The sequence below is a fragment of the Vagococcus penaei genome (assembly GCF_001998885.1).
Classification (GTDB): domain Bacteria; phylum Bacillota; class Bacilli; order Lactobacillales; family Vagococcaceae; genus Vagococcus; species Vagococcus penaei.
In genome coordinates this window covers 1851058-1870585 of record NZ_CP019609.1, presented here as the reverse complement: position 1 = coordinate 1870585, position 19528 = coordinate 1851058, and the positions used below count along the sequence as shown (strand labels likewise).

Annotated in this window: 20 protein-coding genes; 3 read left to right on the top strand and 17 right to left on the bottom strand. The window is 35.7% G+C overall.

What is annotated here, in order from left to right:
• Positions 1-11: 11 nt before the first annotated feature.
• The 8 genes from BW732_RS08855 to dnaX all read right to left on the bottom strand — a co-directional run bounded on the left by BW732_RS08855 (position 12) and on the right by dnaX (position 5842).
• Entirely contained in the window at positions 12-335 is a 324-nt protein-coding gene (locus BW732_RS08855; protein ID WP_077276409.1) for an initiation-control protein YabA, read from the bottom strand.
• Between the two features lies 1 nt (position 336).
• Positions 337-1176 (bottom strand): PSP1 domain-containing protein, encoded by an 840-nt coding sequence (locus tag BW732_RS08850; RefSeq protein WP_077276408.1) that lies wholly within the window; start codon positions 1174-1176, stop codon positions 337-339.
• Between the two features lie 16 nt (positions 1177-1192).
• Positions 1193-2125: a hypothetical protein gene (locus tag BW732_RS08845; RefSeq protein WP_077276407.1), complete on the bottom strand. Its 933-nt coding sequence runs from the start codon at positions 2123-2125 to the stop codon at positions 1193-1195.
• On the bottom strand, positions 2125-2454 hold the full coding sequence (locus tag BW732_RS08840) for a cyclic-di-AMP receptor (protein ID WP_077276406.1): 330 nt from the start codon (positions 2452-2454) through the stop codon (positions 2125-2127). Before BW732_RS08840 ends, BW732_RS08845 begins: the two co-directional genes overlap by 1 nt.
• A gap of 16 nt (positions 2455-2470) precedes the next feature.
• A complete protein-coding gene (gene tmk, locus BW732_RS08835) occupies positions 2471-3115 on the bottom strand; it encodes a dTMP kinase (RefSeq protein WP_077276405.1) in 645 nt (214 codons plus the stop codon).
• Positions 3115-3711, bottom strand: a complete 597-nt coding sequence (recR, locus tag BW732_RS08830; protein WP_077276404.1) for a recombination mediator RecR — start codon at positions 3709-3711, stop codon at positions 3115-3117. Before recR ends, tmk begins: the two co-directional genes overlap by 1 nt.
• A 63-nt stretch (positions 3712-3774) precedes the next feature.
• Entirely contained in the window at positions 3775-4089 is a 315-nt protein-coding gene (locus tag BW732_RS08825; protein ID WP_179946091.1) for a YbaB/EbfC family nucleoid-associated protein, read from the bottom strand.
• Positions 4090-4135: 46 nt separating this feature from the next.
• A complete protein-coding gene (dnaX, locus tag BW732_RS08820) occupies positions 4136-5842 on the bottom strand; it encodes a DNA polymerase III subunit gamma/tau (protein WP_077276403.1) in 1707 nt (568 codons plus the stop codon).
• 150 nt (positions 5843-5992) lie between these two features.
• Here dnaX and BW732_RS08815 point away from each other — a divergent pair, with 150 nt between their 5' ends.
• The 3 genes from BW732_RS08815 to BW732_RS08805 are packed head-to-tail and all read left to right on the top strand — an operon-like array spanning position 5993 to position 9116.
• Complete coding sequence (locus BW732_RS08815) at positions 5993-7228, top strand: SPFH domain-containing protein (protein WP_077276402.1); 1236 nt, start codon at positions 5993-5995, stop codon at positions 7226-7228.
• 20 nt (positions 7229-7248) lie between these two features.
• On the top strand, positions 7249-8298 hold the full coding sequence (locus tag BW732_RS08810) for a TFIIB-type zinc ribbon-containing protein (RefSeq protein WP_077276401.1): 1050 nt from the start codon (positions 7249-7251) through the stop codon (positions 8296-8298).
• A gap of 59 nt (positions 8299-8357) precedes the next feature.
• Positions 8358-9116 (top strand): TPM domain-containing protein, encoded by a 759-nt coding sequence (locus BW732_RS08805; RefSeq protein WP_161485546.1) that lies wholly within the window; start codon positions 8358-8360, stop codon positions 9114-9116.
• Between the two features lie 68 nt (positions 9117-9184).
• On the opposite strand, the gene BW732_RS08800 is transcribed toward BW732_RS08805, so the two are convergent.
• The 9 genes from BW732_RS08800 to liaX form a co-directional block, all read right to left on the bottom strand.
• Positions 9185-11821, bottom strand: coding sequence for a cation-translocating P-type ATPase (locus BW732_RS08800; RefSeq protein WP_237301616.1), 2637 nt, complete (start codon positions 11819-11821; stop codon positions 9185-9187).
• Positions 11822-12118: 297 nt separating this feature from the next.
• Positions 12119-13111: a nucleoid-associated protein gene (locus tag BW732_RS08795; RefSeq protein WP_077276398.1), complete on the bottom strand. Its 993-nt coding sequence runs from the start codon at positions 13109-13111 to the stop codon at positions 12119-12121.
• A 49-nt stretch (positions 13112-13160) separates the two neighbouring features.
• Positions 13161-14096: a UTP--glucose-1-phosphate uridylyltransferase GalU gene (gene galU, locus BW732_RS08790; RefSeq protein WP_077276397.1), complete on the bottom strand. Its 936-nt coding sequence runs from the start codon at positions 14094-14096 to the stop codon at positions 13161-13163.
• Complete coding sequence (locus BW732_RS08785) at positions 14097-15122, bottom strand: NAD(P)H-dependent glycerol-3-phosphate dehydrogenase (protein ID WP_077276396.1); 1026 nt, start codon at positions 15120-15122, stop codon at positions 14097-14099.
• Between the two features lie 57 nt (positions 15123-15179).
• Positions 15180-16004, bottom strand: a complete 825-nt coding sequence (lgt, locus tag BW732_RS08780; RefSeq protein WP_077276395.1) for a prolipoprotein diacylglyceryl transferase — start codon at positions 16002-16004, stop codon at positions 15180-15182.
• Positions 16005-16006: 2 nt separating this feature from the next.
• Positions 16007-16963, bottom strand: coding sequence for an HPr(Ser) kinase/phosphatase (gene hprK / locus BW732_RS08775; RefSeq protein ID WP_077276394.1), 957 nt, complete (start codon positions 16961-16963; stop codon positions 16007-16009).
• Between the two features lie 164 nt (positions 16964-17127).
• Entirely contained in the window at positions 17128-17487 is a 360-nt protein-coding gene (locus BW732_RS08770) for a phage holin family protein (RefSeq protein ID WP_077276393.1), read from the bottom strand.
• Entirely contained in the window at positions 17487-17774 is a 288-nt protein-coding gene (locus BW732_RS08765; protein ID WP_077276392.1) for a PspC domain-containing protein, read from the bottom strand. Before BW732_RS08765 ends, BW732_RS08770 begins: the two co-directional genes overlap by 1 nt.
• A 31-nt stretch (positions 17775-17805) precedes the next feature.
• Positions 17806-19293: a daptomycin-sensing surface protein LiaX gene (gene liaX / locus BW732_RS08760; protein WP_077276391.1), complete on the bottom strand. Its 1488-nt coding sequence runs from the start codon at positions 19291-19293 to the stop codon at positions 17806-17808.
• Positions 19294-19528: the final 235 nt, after the last annotated feature.

Here is a 19528-nt window from a genome sequence, read left to right as displayed (position 1 = left end):
GCCAACCAGTTTTATTTTCCATAAATCATACTTGAACAAAAGACACATTCTTCATGATTTTCACGACGCGAACCATAAAAATCTTTACAAACATGAAAACCTTCCTCATATAATTTTTCTAAATTCAAACGTGACTTAGACAACTCTTGTCGACCATCTTCTGGCGCTTCCGTCTTTTCTAATTTATCACGTAAATGTTGATTTTCTAACTCTAAATTTAAATTTTGCTCCAATAACGCATCAACAACTTTTTTCATTTCGCTTGTCTGGATTAACATGGTTTGTAATTTGTTTTCAAATTCAACTAATTCTTCATATAATTTTGTCTTTTCCATGTCATTCATCCTTCTTGTCAAATGATGTATCTTGTGTACTAACTTTATTAATTTCTTGACTATCAAAATCAAATGGCGTTTCTCGGTTGAATAGTTTCACTTTAACAATTTCACTGAGAATATTTAATCCAATAACTTTCCCTTTACCTTCTGGTGTATCAACTATCTCTCCAAAATCGGGTAACTCTTGACGCAATCGCTCATATTCATCGTTCTCGTAATTCAAACAACACATCAAGCGACCACAAACTCCTGAAATTTTAGTTGGATTCAATGATAAATTCTGTTCCTTCGCCATTTTAATAGAAACCGGTACAAAATCACCCAAAAATGTACTACAACAAAGCGGGCGTCCACATGGGCCAATACCACCTAATAATTTAGCCTCATCTCGGACACCAATTTGTTTTAATTCAATTCGTGTTTTATAAGTGGCTGCCAAATCTTTGACTAATTCTCGAAAATCAATTCGTCCATCTGCTGTAAAACTAAAAATCATTTTACTTCGGTCATAAGAATATTCAACATGAACTAATTTCATTTTCAAGTGATGAGCCTCAATTTTTTGTTTAGTCAAAACAAAAGCCTGTTCTGCATCTTCTTGGTTCTGTTTAACTTTAGCCAATTGTTTAGCAGAAGCAATCTGCAAAACAACTTTTAACTCTTCAGGTAAATCGTTGAGAGCCATTTCTTTAGAAGGAATTGCGACTTCTGCAAGCTCTTTAACTTTTTGCGATTCAACAATTACTTTCTCTTTATATGAATACTCCTGATTCTTTGCAGGAGCATAATAATAAATTCTTCCAGCTGGCTTAAAACGAACACCGACTACTTCAACCATAATAGATCCTCCTCGATTATGCCATTATTCGCCATACAAGTTGTTCGGCTACATTTTGAAAACTAACATTAGCATCTAGCTTGCGCCGTGACGTTAATATTAACTCAATCGTTTGGGTTTTAGTTATTTGGTACATCTTAGCTTTTTCCATGTCTAGTCGATAATAAGCGACTAGCAAATCAAAAACCAGTAATTGTTGTGGTTTTTCTTTAGCTAATTTAACCAAATACTGTTGAACAGTAATAAACGCGAGTGGGTTATTTGACTGTAATTGATCAAACCACTTTTGAACGACATCCTTAGCATTATTAAACCATTCATCATTGAATAATTCAACTGCTGTTTCAAGAGATGGACATAATTCTGCAAGTAGTTTAGCACTTCCTTCGGGAATCTGTTGAGCGACCAATTGGCTAATCATCACCTGTTTAACTACTGGAGCTAAACTGACTAATTGACAACGTGACTGAATCGTTGGTAATAGTCGCTGACTGTTATTAGTTAAAAATAAAATAAACATGTCGCCCTCAGGTTCTTCAATAAATTTAAGTAGTGTATTAGCCGAACTGACAGTCATCTTTTCAGCACTTTGAATGATTAGGATTTTTTGTTTACCTTCCATTCCGCTTTTTGTTAATAGTTGTTTCATTTCACGTACTTGATCAACTTTAATTGTTTGTCCTTCTGGTGTAATTGTTAAGACATCTGGATAATCAAATTGAACAACACGTCGACACGTTAAACACTCACCACATGGACTACCATCTGGATTGGGCTGCTCACACAATAATAACTGCGCAAGCCATAAGCCAACATCATATAGTAGTATACTGTCCTGTCCCTCGATAATATACGAATGGCTAATTTGCTTTTTTGATGCCACTTTTAAAAAGAAATTCACCAGTTGCGGTTGTGCAGCTACAAGCTGTTTGGTTAGCGTCATGACCATTAGTAATGATAAAACCCTTCAACTGGTAGGACAAAAACTGTGGCTCCACCGACTTGAATTTCGACAGGTTGTGTCGCATGAGTATCCATTGGAATATCTAAACTTAGTGGTGATGTAATATATTGAGCACGTGATTGACAATTAGCTTTAATGATTTCTAATAACTCATCTAAGCGATCATCTTCAATCCCTACAAGGAAGGTAGTATTTCCCGCTCTTAAAAAGCCACCAGTTGTTGACAATTTTGTCGCACGTACATTGGCGGCATTAAATTCACTTGATAAACGGTTACTATCTTTATTTTGAACAATAGCTAATACTAATTTCATCTGTTCCACATCCTTTTTAATTAAAATAATCAGGAAAATGTTCCCTAACTAAATTGTAACACGCGCTAGTAACAGTTGCTATATCTTGTGAGGCATCAATTTTTTTAATGCGTTCAGGATGATTGTCTAATAAAACTAAATATGCCTCGCGAACTGTTTCATGAAAAGCTAATGCCTCTTGGTCCAAACGATCTAACTCACTGGTTTTTCGTCCTTTGTTAATTCTTTCGAGCCCCACTGCGGCATCAACATCTAAATAAAGCGTTAAATTAGGCATTGTCCCTTGAATCGCGAATTGGTTGATTTGCCATACTTCTTCCATACCTAACTGGCGACCAGCACCTTGATAAGCTAATGAGCTATCGACAAAGCGATCACATAGTACAAGTTTGCCTGCTTCCAGTGCAGGAAGAACCTTTTGAACAAGGTGTTGACGTCTAGCAGCGGCATATAGCAAGGCTTCTGTCCTGTCGTCCATGGCACTATTTTCTGGACTTAAAATAATTTGACGAATTTGTTCAGAAATATCAATGCCACCCGGCTCTCGTGTCACACACAATGGTACACGACAAGTCTTTTCTATTAATGGAATTAACTCTTTAATCAGTGTCGACTTCCCTGAACCATCTGGCCCTTCAATGGTAATAAAAATTCCTTGCATTATAATTCTGTCCTTCCTTCAACTGCTTTTAATAAAGTCACTTCATCCGCATATTCAATGTCACTTCCAACTGATAATCCATGGGCTAACCTGGTAACTTTAATTCCCGCTGGTTTAATTAGCCGTGATAGGTACATTGCTGTTGCTTCACCATCTGTCGTAGCATTAGTCGCAATAATGACTTCTTTGACTTCATCATCGTGGAGTCGCTTAATTAATGAAGAAATATTAAGATCATCTGGTCCTGTACCATCCATGGGTGATAAAACACCATGTAAAACATGATATAACCCCCGATACTCACGCATTTTCTCCATCGACATTACGTCTTTCGACTCTTCGACAACTAAAATGGTTGAACGATCGCGATTTAAATCTCGACAAATGTCACACGTTGCTTCATCCGTAATATTGCCACAAATATCACAAAAATGTAAATCACGTTTCACACTTATCAATGCCTTAGCAAAGTCAGTTACGTCCTCTTCACGCATGTTAATAGTATAAAAAGCCAGACGAGTAGCTGTTTTAGCTCCAATCCCTGGTAACTTCATATAGCTCTCAATTAATTTAGCAATTGGTGTTGGATAATGCATTATTTCCCCTTCTTTCTCTTAAAAAAACAGGAAGATGTCTTCCTGTTTTTGCTATCTTACTATTTACATTCCTGGAATACTTTTAGCATATTTCCCCATAACGCGCTCAGTTTCAGCATCAATCATTTCTAGCACATTGTTTGTTGCCGCTAAAACTAGATCTTGAATCATCTCGATATCATCTGGATCAGCAACTTCAGGTTTAATCATGACATCTTTAACACGTTTATCACCAGTCATTGTAATTTCCACCAAACCATTTCCAGCTTGTCCTTTAAATTCTTGTTGATCTAAATTCGCTTTCGTTGCTTCCATTTCTTTTTGCATTTTTTGCATTTGTTTCATCATACCTTGCATATTTCCCATTCCACGCATCATAATTAATCTATCTCCATTCTATTATTTTTTTGTCTTTGTTTCTTCGTTAATCATCCACAACATCAACTAAATCACCGAATAAATCTTTCGCTTCAGCAACAATTGGTTCAACTTTTTCAGGTTCAGATTGGCCATTTTTATCTGTGTTATTACGGTTCATTTGTGCAATAAATCCTTGTCTTAATTCACCCCAATGTTGTTTAGGAATACTAACAATTTGCGGATTATATTGTACCAAACGAGCCAACCCTTGTCTAATAACTTCCTGTAAGTCAGTATCTTGGCTCGTTTTTTGACAAAGAATATCATAATCAAAAGCTAATACCAGGCCTTGTTCACTCGCCGCGACAGGCTCACTCGCTTTAATCAATGCGCGTTGAGTCACCGTTAACATTTGTAATAAATCTTCCCAAACACTACGTACCTTTACCAAATGGTCCTTAGTTGCAACTTCTAGAATTTGATAAACCTGCTCTTTTGGTACACGATAAGTACTTTGCTTAGCTTTTTTAGGTGTTGCAGCTGACTCACGCTCAGATGCTCGATTTGTCGTTAGACCATGTTCTTTTAATTCATTTAACTGAGTTTCTAACCGTTTGATTTTTTCTTCTAACTGATGTATTTCTCCAGAATCGATTGCTTTCGTTTGACTGGCGGATATATCTGTACCTTGTTTAGTTGTTGTTAATTTAACCGTCAAGACTTCTAAATAAATTGTTGGTTGGTGACTATACTTCATCTCTTTTAAACTGTCATTTAACTGATTAATCCAATGATAAAACATTTCAGTCACAATCTCTTGACTGAGTAATTTAAATTTATCCGTACAGTAGCCAACTTGTGCTTCAACTAAATTAGGGGCCTTTTGATACATTAATAAATCCCGACAATACATTAATAAGTTTTCAACAATACGTTGACTTTCCTTGCCTTCATCTAACAATTTATTTAACAACTCTAAAGCTGTTTCAGTTTCATGATGATAACATGCCAACAAATAATCATCCATCATATCGTTTGTTAAGCTTCCAGTTACCTCAAGAGCATCCTGAAGTGTTAGCTGACCATCGCTAAAAGAAATTGCTTGGTCTAAAATACTAAGCGCATCACGCATCCCACCTTCAGCTGAACGTGCAATTACTTTTAGCGCAGTATCTTCAAAATCAATTTTTTTAGTTGTCAAAATTTCAGCCATATGCTCCTCAATATTATCCGCACTAATTCGTTTGAAGTCAAAACATTGAGTCCGTGAAATAATAGTTGCAGGAATCTTATGTGGCTCAGTCGTTGCTAATATAAAAATCACGTGTTCTGGTGGCTCTTCAAGAGTTTTTAATAAGGCATTAAATGCACCCGTTGACAGCATGTGTACTTCATCAATAATATAGATTTTGTAAGGGACTTGTGTAGGGGCATATTTTACTTTATCACGAATATCACGAATTTCTTCTACCCCATTGTTGCTCGCCGCATCAATTTCAAGAACATCATTAATCGTTCCTTCAGTAATGCCAATACAATTTGGACAGTGATTACATGGCTCGCCATCAGTATTGTTAGGACAGTTGATTGCTTTAGCAAAAATCTTAGCTGCACTCGTTTTCCCAGTTCCACGAGGTCCAGTAAAAAGGTACGCATGCGACACTTTATCTTGAACAATGGCATTTTTTAACGTTTGGGTAATCATTTGCTGACCGACCATATCGTTAAAGGTTTGAGAGCGCCACTCTCGGTACAATGCTTGGTAGGTCACAGTCATCTCTCCTTAAATTTACTCCATTATATTATACAGTATCCACACCTATAAAGGAACCAATAACTTATTATCTCAGACTTTCGTTTGATTGTCCTTCAATTCATACCTATGCTAAAATGGACTTATATTATACTAAGGAGTGATTTCATGGGCTTAATTAAAGCAGCAACAAGTGCTATCGGTGGCGGACTAGCGGATCAATGGCTAGAAATTATTGAACCAGCTAAATTAGACGAACAAACCGTCTTAACAACTGGTGTAAAAGTCAGAAAAAATGAGCGTCGCGGATCAAATAAAAAAGGAACACCAGATTTAATCACAGATGGTTCAGTCATTCATGTTTACCCTAATACCATGATGCTCTTGGTCGATGGTGGAAAGATTATTGATTTTACAGCCGAAGAAGGTTATTATACGGTGGAAAATCACTCAGCTCCTTCAATGTTTACCGGGAATTTAAAGGGTGCTATCCAAGAGTCCTTTGACCGTTTTAAATTTGGAGGCGTGTCACCACAAAAACAAAAAGTTTATTATGTCAATTTACAAGAAATTCGTGGCATTAAATTTGGGACAAGCACACCTTTAAATTATTTTGATAATTTTTATAACGCTGAACTTTTTTTACGAGCACACGGTAATTATTCTATTCAAATTGTTGATCCAATCTTATTTTACACAAATGTGATTGCTAAAAGTAAAGAACAAGTCGAAATCAAAGATATCAATGAACAATTTTTATCTGAATTTTTAACAGCTCTTCAAGCATCTATTAACCAATTATCAATGATGGGAGAACGTATTTCTTATATTCCAGCAAAAAGTATGGCTTTAAGTCAACAAATGGCGACTATGCTAGACGATGAATGGCGTCGCCTACGAGGCATGGAAATTGTGTCTGTAGCTATTTCGAGTATTTCATATACAGATGATTCTCAAGCTTTAATTAATATGCGTAATAAAGGTGCCATGTTAGGGGACCCATCCATTCGCGAAGGGTTCGTACAAGGTTCTGTCGCTGAAGGTATGCGTGACGCTGGCTCTAACCCAAATGGCAGTATGGCTGGCTTTATGGGTATGAATGCGGGCATGGGAGCAACTGGTAATTTCTTTAATCAAGCCTCACAGTCCAACCATGAGCAAATGCAACAACAAGCTCAAAAAAATCAAGCATCTCCCACTGATGACACTTGGACTTGTCCCAATGATGGTACGATTAACCATGGAAAATTCTGTTCGGAATGTGGTTTACCTAGACCGGTGGCTGCATCACAACAAGGCTTAAAAGTACGTTGTAGTGCCTGCCATGCAATTGTGACAGTGACTGATCAACTACCTAAATTCTGTCCTGAATGTGGACAGCCGTTCCAAGCAATTCCATTATAATATCAGAAAGAAGGTTAATTATGAGTGAAGTTCTATCGCATAAATGTCCGAATTGTGACGGGCCTCTTCTTTTTGATCCGGAGCAACAAAATTTTCATTGTGAGTATTGCTTAAGTATTTTCACTGAAACAGATATCTTAAGTGATAGCTTACAACAGCAGCAACAGCAACTTGAAGAAACGAAAGAACAGTTATTCAATCTATATCATTGTCCAAGTTGTGGTGGTGACGTCGTAACAGATGACACCACTGTTGCTACTTTTTGCTATTACTGCCATAACCCTGTTGTTTTAACTGACCGTGTATCCGGTGATTTTTTACCGAATGCCATCTTACCATTTACAGTTTCTGAAGACACTGCTAGAGAAAGTTTTATCAACTGGACAAAACAGAAAAAATTTATTCCTAAAGACTTTTTTACAGCTGAACAAATTGACAAAATCACAGGCGTCTATTTCCCTTATTGGAATGTTGATGCTGATATCGACGGTTCAGTCACAGCGAAAGGGACAAAAATTGACATTTGGCGTGTTGGTGATACTGAATACACCCGAACAAGGCGTTATGATATTTTACGTCAAGGACATCTAACATTTAAATCACTTTTAAAAAATGCCCTGGCTAAAAATATGAAACAAAAGATGCTTGAATCAGTTCAACCCTTTCCAGTTGATGACGTTCGAGAATTTCATACACAGTACCTCTCTGGTTTTCAAGCTGAAAAGCGTGATATTGAGTTTCAAGATATTCAACAAGATGTTGCCTTAGAGTTAACCAACCATACGGAATCACTTTTACTAAATGACGTTATCGGTTACACGACTTTGGCCCCTAAAACACGTCAAGCTATCATTAAAAATCAATCAAATAAATACTTACTCTTACCTTTATGGATAATTACTTATCAAGATACTCAACGTGATGAGCCTTATTACTATGCTATGAATGGTGTCACAGGAAAAGTCGGCGGTATTTTGCCTATTAATAAAATCAAATTAACAAGTGTTTCAGTCCTATGCGGTATTGTCACAGGCTTACTCACTTTATTAGGGGGGTATTTGCTATTTTAAAACGAATTTTAGGTACCCGTATCTCACTCTTAATTTTATTTTTTATTAGTTTGACTACTGTGTCAATAACTGGCTATGCTCAGGAAACAACTAATCAGCGACTTTATGACCAAGCTAATTTGCTTTCGACATCTGAAAAACAAACAATTGAAGACGACATCAAAAAATTCCAGCAACAGACCGGTATGGATGCTGTCGTTGTCACAACAAACACTACAGATGGTAAATCTTGGGAAGCTTACGCGGATGATTTTTATGATTATGGTGGTTATGGAAAAAATGATACAAATGATGGTTTCCTCTTCTTAATTGATATGGAACATCGTAAATACCATATTTCAACAACAGGTGAAATGATAGCAATCCTATCTGGTAGCCGTATTGATCAGATTATTGATGATGCAGCAAGTGACATGAAAAGTGGTAATTATTACGGCGCTATCTCTCTGGTCTTAAGTGATGTGGAACAATTTGTTGCCAAAGGAGCTCCAGATGGGACAGTCTATAATGCTGAAACGGGTAAATTGGAACATATCAAATCGCTATCTCCTATTAAAATTATCGTGGCAATCATTATAGCCCTAGCAACCGCAAGCAGTGTTTTCATTATCATTTGGCGACGTTATCAATTAAAAGGTAGTGTCTATGCCTATCCATATTACGATTTTGGTACAGTCACCCTCACTGAAAGTCAAGATATCAAAACATCTGATATTGTCACTACGCGTCACATCCCCAAAAATAATAATTCTGGTGGCGGTGGAACCCACATGGGTAGTAGTGGGACTAGCCATGGCGGTGGTAGTGGTAGTTTTTAATTCTTTTAATCAAAAAAGCTCATTGACAATATTGTCAATGAGCTTTTTATTTAGTTTAACGTCTTAAATTATAATGGTTTATTTTCAAAAGCTTTAAATTTTTTATGACCCGTTTTATTAAGAATTACTTTTGTAATTTCCATCAATACAACGGCAATTAAAGCTAAACCAATTGTTGTGAAGATATGACTCACGCCAAAATCTTGTGGAATTGAGAAGACTGATTTCAATTGTGGAACAATTGTAATACAGTATAATGCAGAGCAAACAATAATCGCTAAAACAGCAGCTTTATTTGAAAACAGACCGGCTTTAATCGCTGTTTGTGTGTTTGAACGTGCAGGCAATGTTTGTAACGTCCGACTCCAAATTAAAGTAGAGAAAGCCATTGCAACACCCATTTGTGTTGATTCTTGCATACCTATCCATTGTGCAATAATTACCATCACAGCAATTAAAATACCACGATAAATAACAGAATTTAATGTACTACCAGTGAAAATCCCTTCATTTGGATCACGTGGTGGATACTTCATGATTGATGGTTCAGGTTTTTCCATTCCTAGTGCAATTGCAGGAATAGAGTCATTTACTAAATTGATGAAGAGTAATTGTAACGCCGTAAACGGATTACTCCAACCCATCACTAAGGCAAAAATAATGGCTATAATTGCCCCTAGATTACCAGCAAATAAGTAGGCAATTGCCTTTTTAATATTAGCATATACGCTTCGCCCAACACTGATTGCATTAACAATTGAAGCAAAGTTGTCATCTGTTAGTACCATTGCAGCTGCATCTTTTGCAACGTCAGTCCCTGTTCCCATTGCAATCCCGATATCTGCTTGTTTCAAGGCTGGTGCATCATTAACACCATCACCAGTCATAGCTGAGATATGACCTTTATTTTGCCAAGCACGAACAATTCGGATTTTATTTTCAGGAGAAACACGCGCATAGACCGAAATCTTTTGTAAAGAAGTCATTAATTCCTCTTCTGTTAAATTATCTAATTCAGTCCCAGTCAAGGCCATGTCGCCATCAGAAAAAATACCAATTTCACGCGCAATGGCAACAGCAGTCGTTTTATGGTCACCAGTAATCATGACTGTTTTTATACCAGCTGATTTAGCATCCGCAACTGCCTTAAAGACTTGTTCGCGTGGTGGATCAATCATCGCTAATAATCCTACGAAAATTAAATCATTTTCATCTTCTAAATCTAAATCCGTGCTGCCCATTGGTTTATAAGCAAATGCTAGCACACGTAATGCACGATTAGAAAAAGCTTCATTTTGACGTTGTAAATCTTGGAGAATGTCATCAGTCATCGGGATGACCTCGCCGTTCATCAATACTGATGTACAACGATTAAAGACGATATCTGGTCCACCTTTAGTCATCATAACTAATTCTTCACCAAATTTATTTAACGTTGACATTAACTTACGATCAGAATCAAAAGGTAATTCGTTAATTCGTGGTGAACGACTTTGAATTTCACGGAAAGGCTGATTATTAATATCACTAAAATCAATTAAGGCAATTTCAGTTGGATCACCTAACTTGGCGCCTTCTTCAGTTGTTTTCGCATCATTGGCTAAAACCGCTACTTCAACTAAACGACGCTCATCAAATGACCAATTTTCCGGATTATTATTAAACTCTCCTGTTTGTTTATTAGGTAAGTAATAATCTTTAACAGTCATTTTATTTTGTGTCAATGTTCCCGTTTTATCTGTACAAATAATACTTGTTGATCCTAATGTTTCAACAGCAGGTAACTTACGGATAATAGCATTTTGTGATGCCATTTTTTTAGTTCCAATAGATAAAACAATTGTCACAATTGATTGTAGAGCTTCTGGGATTGCTGCTACCGCTACGGCTACAGCAAACATAAATGCATTAACAATATCTTGCGTTAAATTACCTGAGTTATCACCCATAAACAAACGAGCTAACTGAACGCCTAATATAATTAACGATAAGACTAATATCGCAATACTTAATTTTTTACTAAATGAATCCAAACTCTTTTGAAGTGGTGTTTTTTGTTCATCTGTACCTGCTAATAAGCCAGCTACTTGACCAATTTCGGTATGATTACCAGTTGAAGTCACGACATATTGTCCACGACCATAAGTCACAATTGTACCACTAAACACCATATTTTTACGGTCACCAATTGGGACAGTATCAGTTATATCACAAACCGTTTTTTCAACGGGAACGGACTCACCAGTTAACATACCTTCATCTACTTTAAGTGATCCGGCATCCATTAAGCGTCCATCAGCTGGTACATAATCACCAGCTTCTAAAATAACAATATCACCAACTACCAATTCTTTAGCTGGAATACTTTGTTCCTTCCCATCACGGATAATATTAGCATCTGGTGCTGATAGGCTTTTTAAAGCATCTAACGAACCCTCAGCTTTTTTAGTTTGAATCACACTAACTACTGAGTTCAACATTAATACGGCAAAAATGACAATTGACTCAACAAATGCACCCATAATCATTTGAACAATTGCAACAACTAATAAGACGATAACCATTGCATCTTTAAATGTTTCTAAAAATAAGCGAAAACTCGATTTTTTCGGTGCTTCTTTTAGCTGATTGTACCCGTCTTTCTCTAATTTTTGTGTTGCCTGTTGCTCAGTCAGTCCTGAAGGAGATGTGCCAGTTTGTTCCATTACATCATCTAAAGAATATTGATAGACTTTCTTTTCCAATCCATGTACCTCCTATATTTTTATCAATTCCAACAATCGGTCAAAAAAAGAAGACCGAAGACAAGAGATGTGCTTGTCCTAGGTCTCACCATTTCATATGATACCAGAAAATTGTCACCAATTAACTTACTGTTGATATCATAACAACTTGTCGCTGCCGGTTACTCCCCTAATTAAAAGGAACCTTCGATATAAAACAGTATATCGAATTTTATGAAACTTATCAATAAATTTACTCGTAACAAGCATAATTTTAAACTAGAATTTATTAATAATTTCTTCAACATTTTTAATCATAACTGAAATAGTACCGTCAGGATTATTAATGAATTCAATCAAATCCTTGTCTTTAAAGACATCTACAGGGACAACTAGCTCAATTCCATTCGTCAATTTAAATTTTTGTTTACTATATTTTTTTTCATATTTTGGAAGATTATTAGGAATATTTTCAGAAAATTTTGTTTGACTAATTGTTTCTAAGTAATCTTTTTTGGCTTCATGATTAGTATCAAATACTGCGTCAGCAATTTTTTGATTGTCAATTTTACCATCTTCTTCAATACTTTCAAAAATAGCTTGTTGAGTCTGACTAAAAGCTACGTATTCTTCAGTATTATATTTATCTGAAACTTGTTTGATGGCTTTTTTAACAATCTTTAAATTTTCTGATACAGTTGGTGTTGGATCAATTTGTAACCAGCGTTCTGTAAAAACAAAGCGTTTTTGTCCTTCAAAACTATATTTTTTCTCGACTACTTGTGTAGTTAACTGCGCTAAATCTACGATCACGCATTCTTCTAGCGTCTGAGTCATTGAAGGAAAAATAGTCTTATTTAAAATAATATTATTTTGCATCACGTCATCTAAATAAGTTACATGATGCGTAAAACTTGGTTTGTAATTAAATTTTACTAAACCAAAAAAACGATCATCTTGCAAGTTCTTCGCTTCAAAAAATAGTAAATCTCCACTAGGAGCATCTTCACTAATGGCCAAACTATCAAATAAAGATTGTGCAATCGTAGTGGTTGTTTCAATAAAATCATCGTCTAAATTTGACAATGCACTAACTAAATCTGACCCAGAAGCCAAATTCCCCTTTTTAAAATCGGCTTTACTTAATCGTTTTTCAACACTCTCTAAATATTGTTTAACGGCATATTCTTTTAAATCTAATAATGATTGCGAACAAATTAACGTTCCCGCATCGCGATCTAAAATATGTAAAATTGCTTTTGTAATTTCCATAATCTAACCTTTCTCATGAAAAAAAGAAGGAAAAAAATTTCCTTCTTTTTTATTTTTCAGTTTTTTTGTTACTTTCTTTTTTGGATACGTCTTTTTGTGGTGCTTCCGCACGGATTTTATCACTTAATTCCAAAATTAATTCGCGCATCTCATCTTTAATTTGTGGATGCTTTAGACCATACTCGATACTTGTCTTCATAAAGCCAAATTTATCCCCAACATCATAACGAGTGCCCTTATAGTTCTTCGCAAAGACGCGTTGGGTTTTATTTAATGTATCAATAGCATCAGTTAATTGGATTTCACCACCAGCTCCTGGTGTTTGATTTTCTAAAATCTCGAAAATCTCTGGTGTTAGTAGATAACGACCAATAATTGCCATATTACTTGGTGCTTTATCAACAGGTGGTTTTTCCACAAAATTAATCACATTGTATAATTCTGGTTCAACCTCTTTTCCAGGATTGATGATACCATATTTATTCACATCTTCCTTTGGTACCTCCATCACTGCAATGGTTGAAGCGTGTGTTTTATCGTAATCATCAATTAACTGTTTAGTCAACGGAACATCATCTGTCATTAAATCATCTCCAAGCATGACAACAAATGGTTCATTGCCAACGAATGATTTAGCTTGTAAAACAGCATGTCCCAAACCTAAAGGGTGAGATTGACGAATAAAATGTAAGTTTAAACCAGTTGTTTCCTCAACTAATTGAAGTAAATCAGTTTTGCCCTTTTCCTTTAAATTCATCTCTAATTCTAAATTAGAATCAAAATGATCTTCAATTGGACGTTTCGCTTTTCCAGTGACAATTAGAATATCTTCAATTCCTGATGCTCTAGCCTCTTCAACAATAAATTGAATCGTTGGCTTGTCAACAATTGGTAACATTTCTTTGGCCATCGCTTTTGTTGCTGGTAAAAATCTTGTACCTAACCCTGCAGCAGGTATTACTGCTTTACGTACTTTCTTCGACATTCACTCAAGTCCCTTCTCAAATTCTTGCTCAGATTTATAGTCCCGTAACATAATATCTTTAATGACATTGTCAACAGTTTCATTCTCATATAAGACTTTATAAATAGTTTCTGTAATTGGCATGTCGACCTGACGTTCCTTAGCTAATTCGTACGCAGCTTTTGTTGTGTAAACTCCTTCAACAATCATGCCCATTTCCGCTAAAACTTGTTCTAAATTATGACCTTGCCCCAATAATGAACCCGCTCTAAAGTTACGTGAATGAATACTTGAGCAAGTAACGGCTAAATCACCGACACCACTTAAACCAATAAAAGTTAACGGGTCTGCACCCATAGCAACCCCTAATCGACTAATTTCAGCTAATCCTCGTGTCATAATGGCTGCACGTGCATTATCTCCATAACCAAGTCCATGAAGCGCTCCTGAACCTAAAGCGATAATATTTTTTAGCGCAGCGCCCATTTCAACACCGATAACATCTTGGTTAGTGTAAACTCTAAAATAACTGTTAGAAAACAGCATTTGAACGTATTTTGCACTTTCTAAATTCTCACACGCTGCTGTAATAGTTGTCACATCACCAACTGCGACTTCTTCAGCATGACTTGGCCCAGATAAAACCACAATATCTTTTCGCATAGCCTCTGGAATTTCTTCAGCTAAAACATCAGAAATTCGTTTGTGTGTTTTTTGTTCCAGTCCTTTACTTGCATGAATAATAACTGGCTGATTGTCGCATACCTCAACAAATTGTTTAGCTACTTCACGCATTGCTTTTGTCGGTACAACAAACAAAACAGCATCAGCTTCTGCTACACACTCAGCAATCGTTGGTACAGCTTTTAACTCAACGGGCAATTTAATTTCTGGTAAATAGCGTTTATTAGTATGCTCCGTATTTATTTCTGTAATTTGGTCTAAATGATGCCCCCAAATACTTACATCATGTCCATTTTGAACTAAAACCATTGCTAGAGCTGTTCCCCAAGAACCAGCACCTAATACAGCGACTTTTTGTCTCATATAGTTATTATCTCCTTATTATTCTTCAAACTTATCCTATTTAGTATAACATAACAGTTAGTCTTTTTTAACCTTTTGAGTTCGTTGATAAACTGGTGGGTGAACTTTAAGACGACGATAAACCAATAAAGCAATCGCACCAATAAATAAAATACCCGATAGCACTGCAGATACACGAAATAGTCCAAAAGCAAATAAGCTATCTGTTCGCATTTGTTCAATAAAGAAACGACCAAATGAATACCAAATGACATAAGTTAAAGCAATCTCACCTTCTCTAAAGAAGTTTGGTTTGCGTCTTAATAAAATGATGACGATAAAACCGAGCAAATTCCATGAACTCTCATATAAAAAAGTCGGTTGGCGATAAGCTCCATCAATATACATGTTATCAATAATAAACTTCGGTAAATGCAAACTATGTAAAAAACCCTCTGTTGTTACTCCACCATAAGCCTCATGATTCATAAAATTTCCCCAACGCCCAATCGCTTGCGCTAAGATAACACTTGGTGTCGCAACATCTAAAAACTTCCAAGTTGAAATAAAACGATGCTGAGTAAAGAAATAAACGACCAGACCACCGGCAATTAAACCACCATAGATGGCAAGACCACCATTACGAATCGCTAAAATTTGACTTGGGTGTTGTGCATAATATTCCCATTCGAAGATAACATAATAAGCTCTCGCGCCAATAATTGAAATTGGTAATGCCCATAACAATAAATCAATCACATCATCTGATTTCATACCGACACGGACTGCTTCTCGACTTGCTAGCCATCCAGCAATAATAATTCCTGTAACAATGATAATCGCGTACCATTGAATACCAATCCCAAACACTTCAAAAGCCGTTGGGTTAATTTCTGCGATCATATTTACGAATGACCTCCCTTGTCTTGGGCAGATTTATCCGAATTAAATTCAATTAATTGTGCCAAATTATCTTCAAATTTCTTCGTTGCGTCATAGCCTAGCGTCCGTGCTCTAAAATTCATTGCTGCCACTTCAATAATAATAGCAACATTACGCCCAGTTGAGACCGGAATATTAATTTTAGGGACTGGGACATTAGCAAGTAAAATTGATTCTGGTGCACTACCAAGACGATCAAAATTATTATCCTGCGTCCATTCCATCAAGTTGACTACCAGAGAAATTTGCGTATGATGACGAACCGAACTTACACCAAATAAATTCATGACGTCAATAATCCCAACACCACGGATTTCCATCAAATGTTCTAAAATCTTAGGTGCTTCACCAACAACTGTTTGATCATCTTGTTGGTAAATATCAACACGGTCATCCGCAATCAAACGATGCCCTTTTTTAATTAGTTCCAAACCGGTTTCGCTTTTACCAATACCACTAGACCCTTGAATTAAAACACCCAATCCGTATACCTCAACCAACACACCGTGGATTGATGTCCGCTCTGCAAGTTGGTCTTCTAAGAAGTTAGACATCATTCCAGATAAACGTGACGTTGAAATAGTCGAATCTAAAATTGGAATTTTTTGGCTTGTTGCTATATCGACTAACTCTTTGGGTGGTTTATAGCCTCTTGCTATAACAAAACACGGAACATTTCCCTTGCATAAACTCTTAAATATAATTTGTTTTTCTTCATCTGTCATTTTTTCAATAAACGTTACTTCTTTACGACCAAGTAATTGAATACGGTCATGTGGATAATAGTTAAAGTAACCAGTTAACTCTAATCCAGGTCTTGAAATTTCGCTTGAGTCAACTGTATTATCTAAAAAGTTTTCTCCTGAATAGACGTTTAATTGCAGTTGATTAACAATATCTTTAATACTTACCACTGTCATGGCTTATCACGCCCTTATCCTATAATTATCATTTTCGTTACAACCTAGTTCATTTTATCATTTTATATACTGTGATACTAGTTTTCTGTTACTTACGCTAATGAAAAAAGCTATAAATCAGTGAACTAATATTCGTTCACAAATTTATAGCTTATAACTAAAACCTATTTGACATACTTGCTAGCGAAATGATTAGCAACAATCGCATTGATAATCGACATAATAATTGAGATTAAAATGGCTGAACCAAAACTTGAAAAAGCAAAATTGGTTTCACCAACAATTGCTGACGTCATTTGTAACATTGCCGCATTAATTACAAAACTAAATAATCCAAATGTAATAAATGTGATTGGCAGTGATAAAATATGCAAAATCGGCCTGATAATGGTATTTAATAATGTTAAAACAAAACTAGCAACAACGGCAATAAAAAAACTGCTCACATAAATCTTAGTTGGAAAAAGAACCGATAAAGAGATGAACGCCAGTGTATTTACCACCAGGCGTTGCAAGTAAGTCATTAAAAATCACTCCAATCGTCATCATCAGACTTTTTTGCTTCTTTTCGTGGGCGCTGTGACTCACTATAGTGACGGTTGTAAGGTCCTTTATAGGTGTTTGTCGAAGCTGATGGCATAATCAAAGCCATAATGATATATACTGGTAATCCAGCAAAAGCTGAACCGAATGTCAATACAACAAAGATAATACGGACAATCGTTGCATCAATCCCAAAATACTCAGCAATTCCTCCTAAAACACCTGATATGACGACATTATCTTTTGATTTTGTTAAACGTTTTTTCATTGTAGTTTCCTCCTGTTTTGTTTTAACTTAATTAATTTTCAGTATCTTTCAAATAAATTGTACCAGTCGTTGTTGCTAGACGTAGTGTTGCTATTTTCTCAGATTCTTCACGTCTAAACTCAACTTTTTGATTGGTTTTTTCACGACTTTCTCTAATAATGTCAATATTTTCTAAACGGTTTTTGATGCTACCCAGGTTTGTTTTAACCAAAGCGTCTAAACCTACGCTAGCTGGTACGGCAACTTTGATTGTCCCATTAACAAGACTAATATCAACATGATGAATCGAATCTGTCATAGCCGTTAATTTGATATCACCATTAATTAATGACACATCAACATTTGAAACAGCACCCTTAATCGAAATATCACCATTCATCAAATTACCCACTAATGAATCAATCAAACTATTTTTAGCATTAACATCCCCATTCACACCTTCAACTTCTACCATTGTAGCAGATACATTTTGTACAGTCATATCACCATTAGTCGTTTTCAAATAAACGTCTGTTAGTTCTAATTTTTCTAAATGAATGTCGCCATTTAGCATTTTAACTGACATATAATCATAAGTTCTTTCTGGTAAATAAACGACCATATCAATTTTAACGCGTTTATTAGGCACTTGAAAATCAATTTTTTCATCTGTCACATCAATATGGCTACGTTCTAAGAAAGACTCTAACGCTGATTCACCAGTCATTTTACCATATAATTTAATATCAGACTCAATTTTCACATCAGGTTGATCCCATGTCTTAAAGATAACATCCCCATTTGCTACTTTAACTGAAATAATTGTTGCTGTGTTGTTAGGGTAAACAAATTCGTGGCTAAAGCTTTGTGATACCAGTCCGGGAACTTTAACATTAACATCTTTCCAATCAATATTATCATTAACAGATTTGAGAGTTTTCTTCAATAGTTGCCCAATTTGACTACCAGCTGTACCCACTTTATCAGTCACTTGATTAAATGCCTCGCTAGTTTGTTGCTTCCAATCTTCAGGAATATCAAATTGAGATAAGAAATCATCTTTTTTCAATGTTTTTTGTTCTTGCTTCACTCGATTAAGTTCAGTCAATAAAATCGATTTTTCTTCCTCTAAATCGGCTAGTTCACGTTTTAATTCATTAATATCTGCTTCTAGAGTTAAGCGATTAGCGGCATGTTCCGCTGTTAATTCATCCAATTCTTCCATAGTATTAATAACCATAATACCATCTTCTTTTTCACGAAGTTGACGTTGGATACGTTGGATACCTTCCGCATTATGATCTAATTTAACTGACAATAAATTAACTTCTTCAACTAACGCTTCATATTTTTGTTCTAGTTTTTCTGACTCTTCAGCAGTTGGTTCATTATGTAACTGTGCTTTTTTGACTGATGCTGCTTCGTCGACAACAATTTTTTCATCTTTTTCAACAGCACTATTTTCCAATAAAACTAAAGCTTCTTCAGTTGTAATAATTCCTTTTTTGACTAGTTCTAAAATTCGTTCACGTTCTTGCATACTTAATTCCTCCTGTAGTTTTCTATCTATGAGTAACATCTACTAATTAACTCGTTGCTATATACATATTATGCCTAATATTATTGCTTCTGTCATAGGACCTGAGTTGGATTTATTCCCTAGTTTTTAGTCTTATCTCACTCTAAGCAATAATTTACTATATCTTTTAGCTAATTCGTTGGAAAGCCAATACTTTTTTCATCGCTTATGTTAAAATAGTAACAATCATTTTAAT

Bases quoted from the DNA above. Each gene is read 5' to 3' on its own strand.
- BW732_RS08840 (WP_077276406.1), bottom strand. From the start codon at position 2,454: ATGAAATTAGTATTAGCTATTGTTCAAAATAAAGATAGTAACCGTTTA.
- BW732_RS08770 (WP_077276393.1), bottom strand. From the start codon at position 17,487: ATGACTTACTTGCAACGCCTGGTGGTAAATACACTGGCGTTCATCTCT.
- BW732_RS08800 (WP_237301616.1), bottom strand. From the start codon at position 11,821: ATGGAACAAACTGGCACATCTCCTTCAGGACTGACTGAGCAACAGGCA.
- tmk (WP_077276405.1), bottom strand. From the start codon at position 3,115: ATGCAAGGAATTTTTATTACCATTGAAGGGCCAGATGGTTCAGGGAAG.
- liaX (WP_077276391.1), bottom strand. From the start codon at position 19,293: ATGCAAGAACGTGAACGAATTTTAGAACTAGTCAAAAAAGGAATTATT.
- recR (WP_077276404.1), bottom strand. From the start codon at position 3,711: ATGCATTATCCAACACCAATTGCTAAATTAATTGAGAGCTATATGAAG.
- BW732_RS08795 (WP_077276398.1), bottom strand. From the start codon at position 13,111: ATGGAAATTACAAAAGCAATTTTACATATTTTAGATCGCGATGCGGGA.
- galU (WP_077276397.1), bottom strand. From the start codon at position 14,096: ATGTCGAAGAAAGTACGTAAAGCAGTAATACCTGCTGCAGGGTTAGGT.
- BW732_RS08845 (WP_077276407.1), bottom strand. From the start codon at position 2,125: ATGGTCATGACGCTAACCAAACAGCTTGTAGCTGCACAACCGCAACTG.
- BW732_RS08850 (WP_077276408.1), bottom strand. From the start codon at position 1,176: ATGGTTGAAGTAGTCGGTGTTCGTTTTAAGCCAGCTGGAAGAATTTAT.
- BW732_RS08815 (WP_077276402.1), top strand. From the start codon at position 5,993: ATGGGCTTAATTAAAGCAGCAACAAGTGCTATCGGTGGCGGACTAGCG.
- BW732_RS08810 (WP_077276401.1), top strand. From the start codon at position 7,249: ATGAGTGAAGTTCTATCGCATAAATGTCCGAATTGTGACGGGCCTCTT.
- hprK (WP_077276394.1), bottom strand. From the start codon at position 16,963: ATGACAGTGGTAAGTATTAAAGATATTGTTAATCAACTGCAATTAAAC.
- BW732_RS08785 (WP_077276396.1), bottom strand. From the start codon at position 15,122: ATGAGACAAAAAGTCGCTGTATTAGGTGCTGGTTCTTGGGGAACAGCT.
- BW732_RS08765 (WP_077276392.1), bottom strand. From the start codon at position 17,774: ATGAAAAAACGTTTAACAAAATCAAAAGATAATGTCGTCATATCAGGT.
- lgt (WP_077276395.1), bottom strand. From the start codon at position 16,004: ATGATCGCAGAAATTAACCCAACGGCTTTTGAAGTGTTTGGGATTGGT.
- BW732_RS08855 (WP_077276409.1), bottom strand. From the start codon at position 335: ATGGAAAAGACAAAATTATATGAAGAATTAGTTGAATTTGAAAACAAA.
- BW732_RS08825 (WP_179946091.1), bottom strand. From the start codon at position 4,089: ATGATGCGTGGAATGGGAAATATGCAAGGTATGATGAAACAAATGCAA.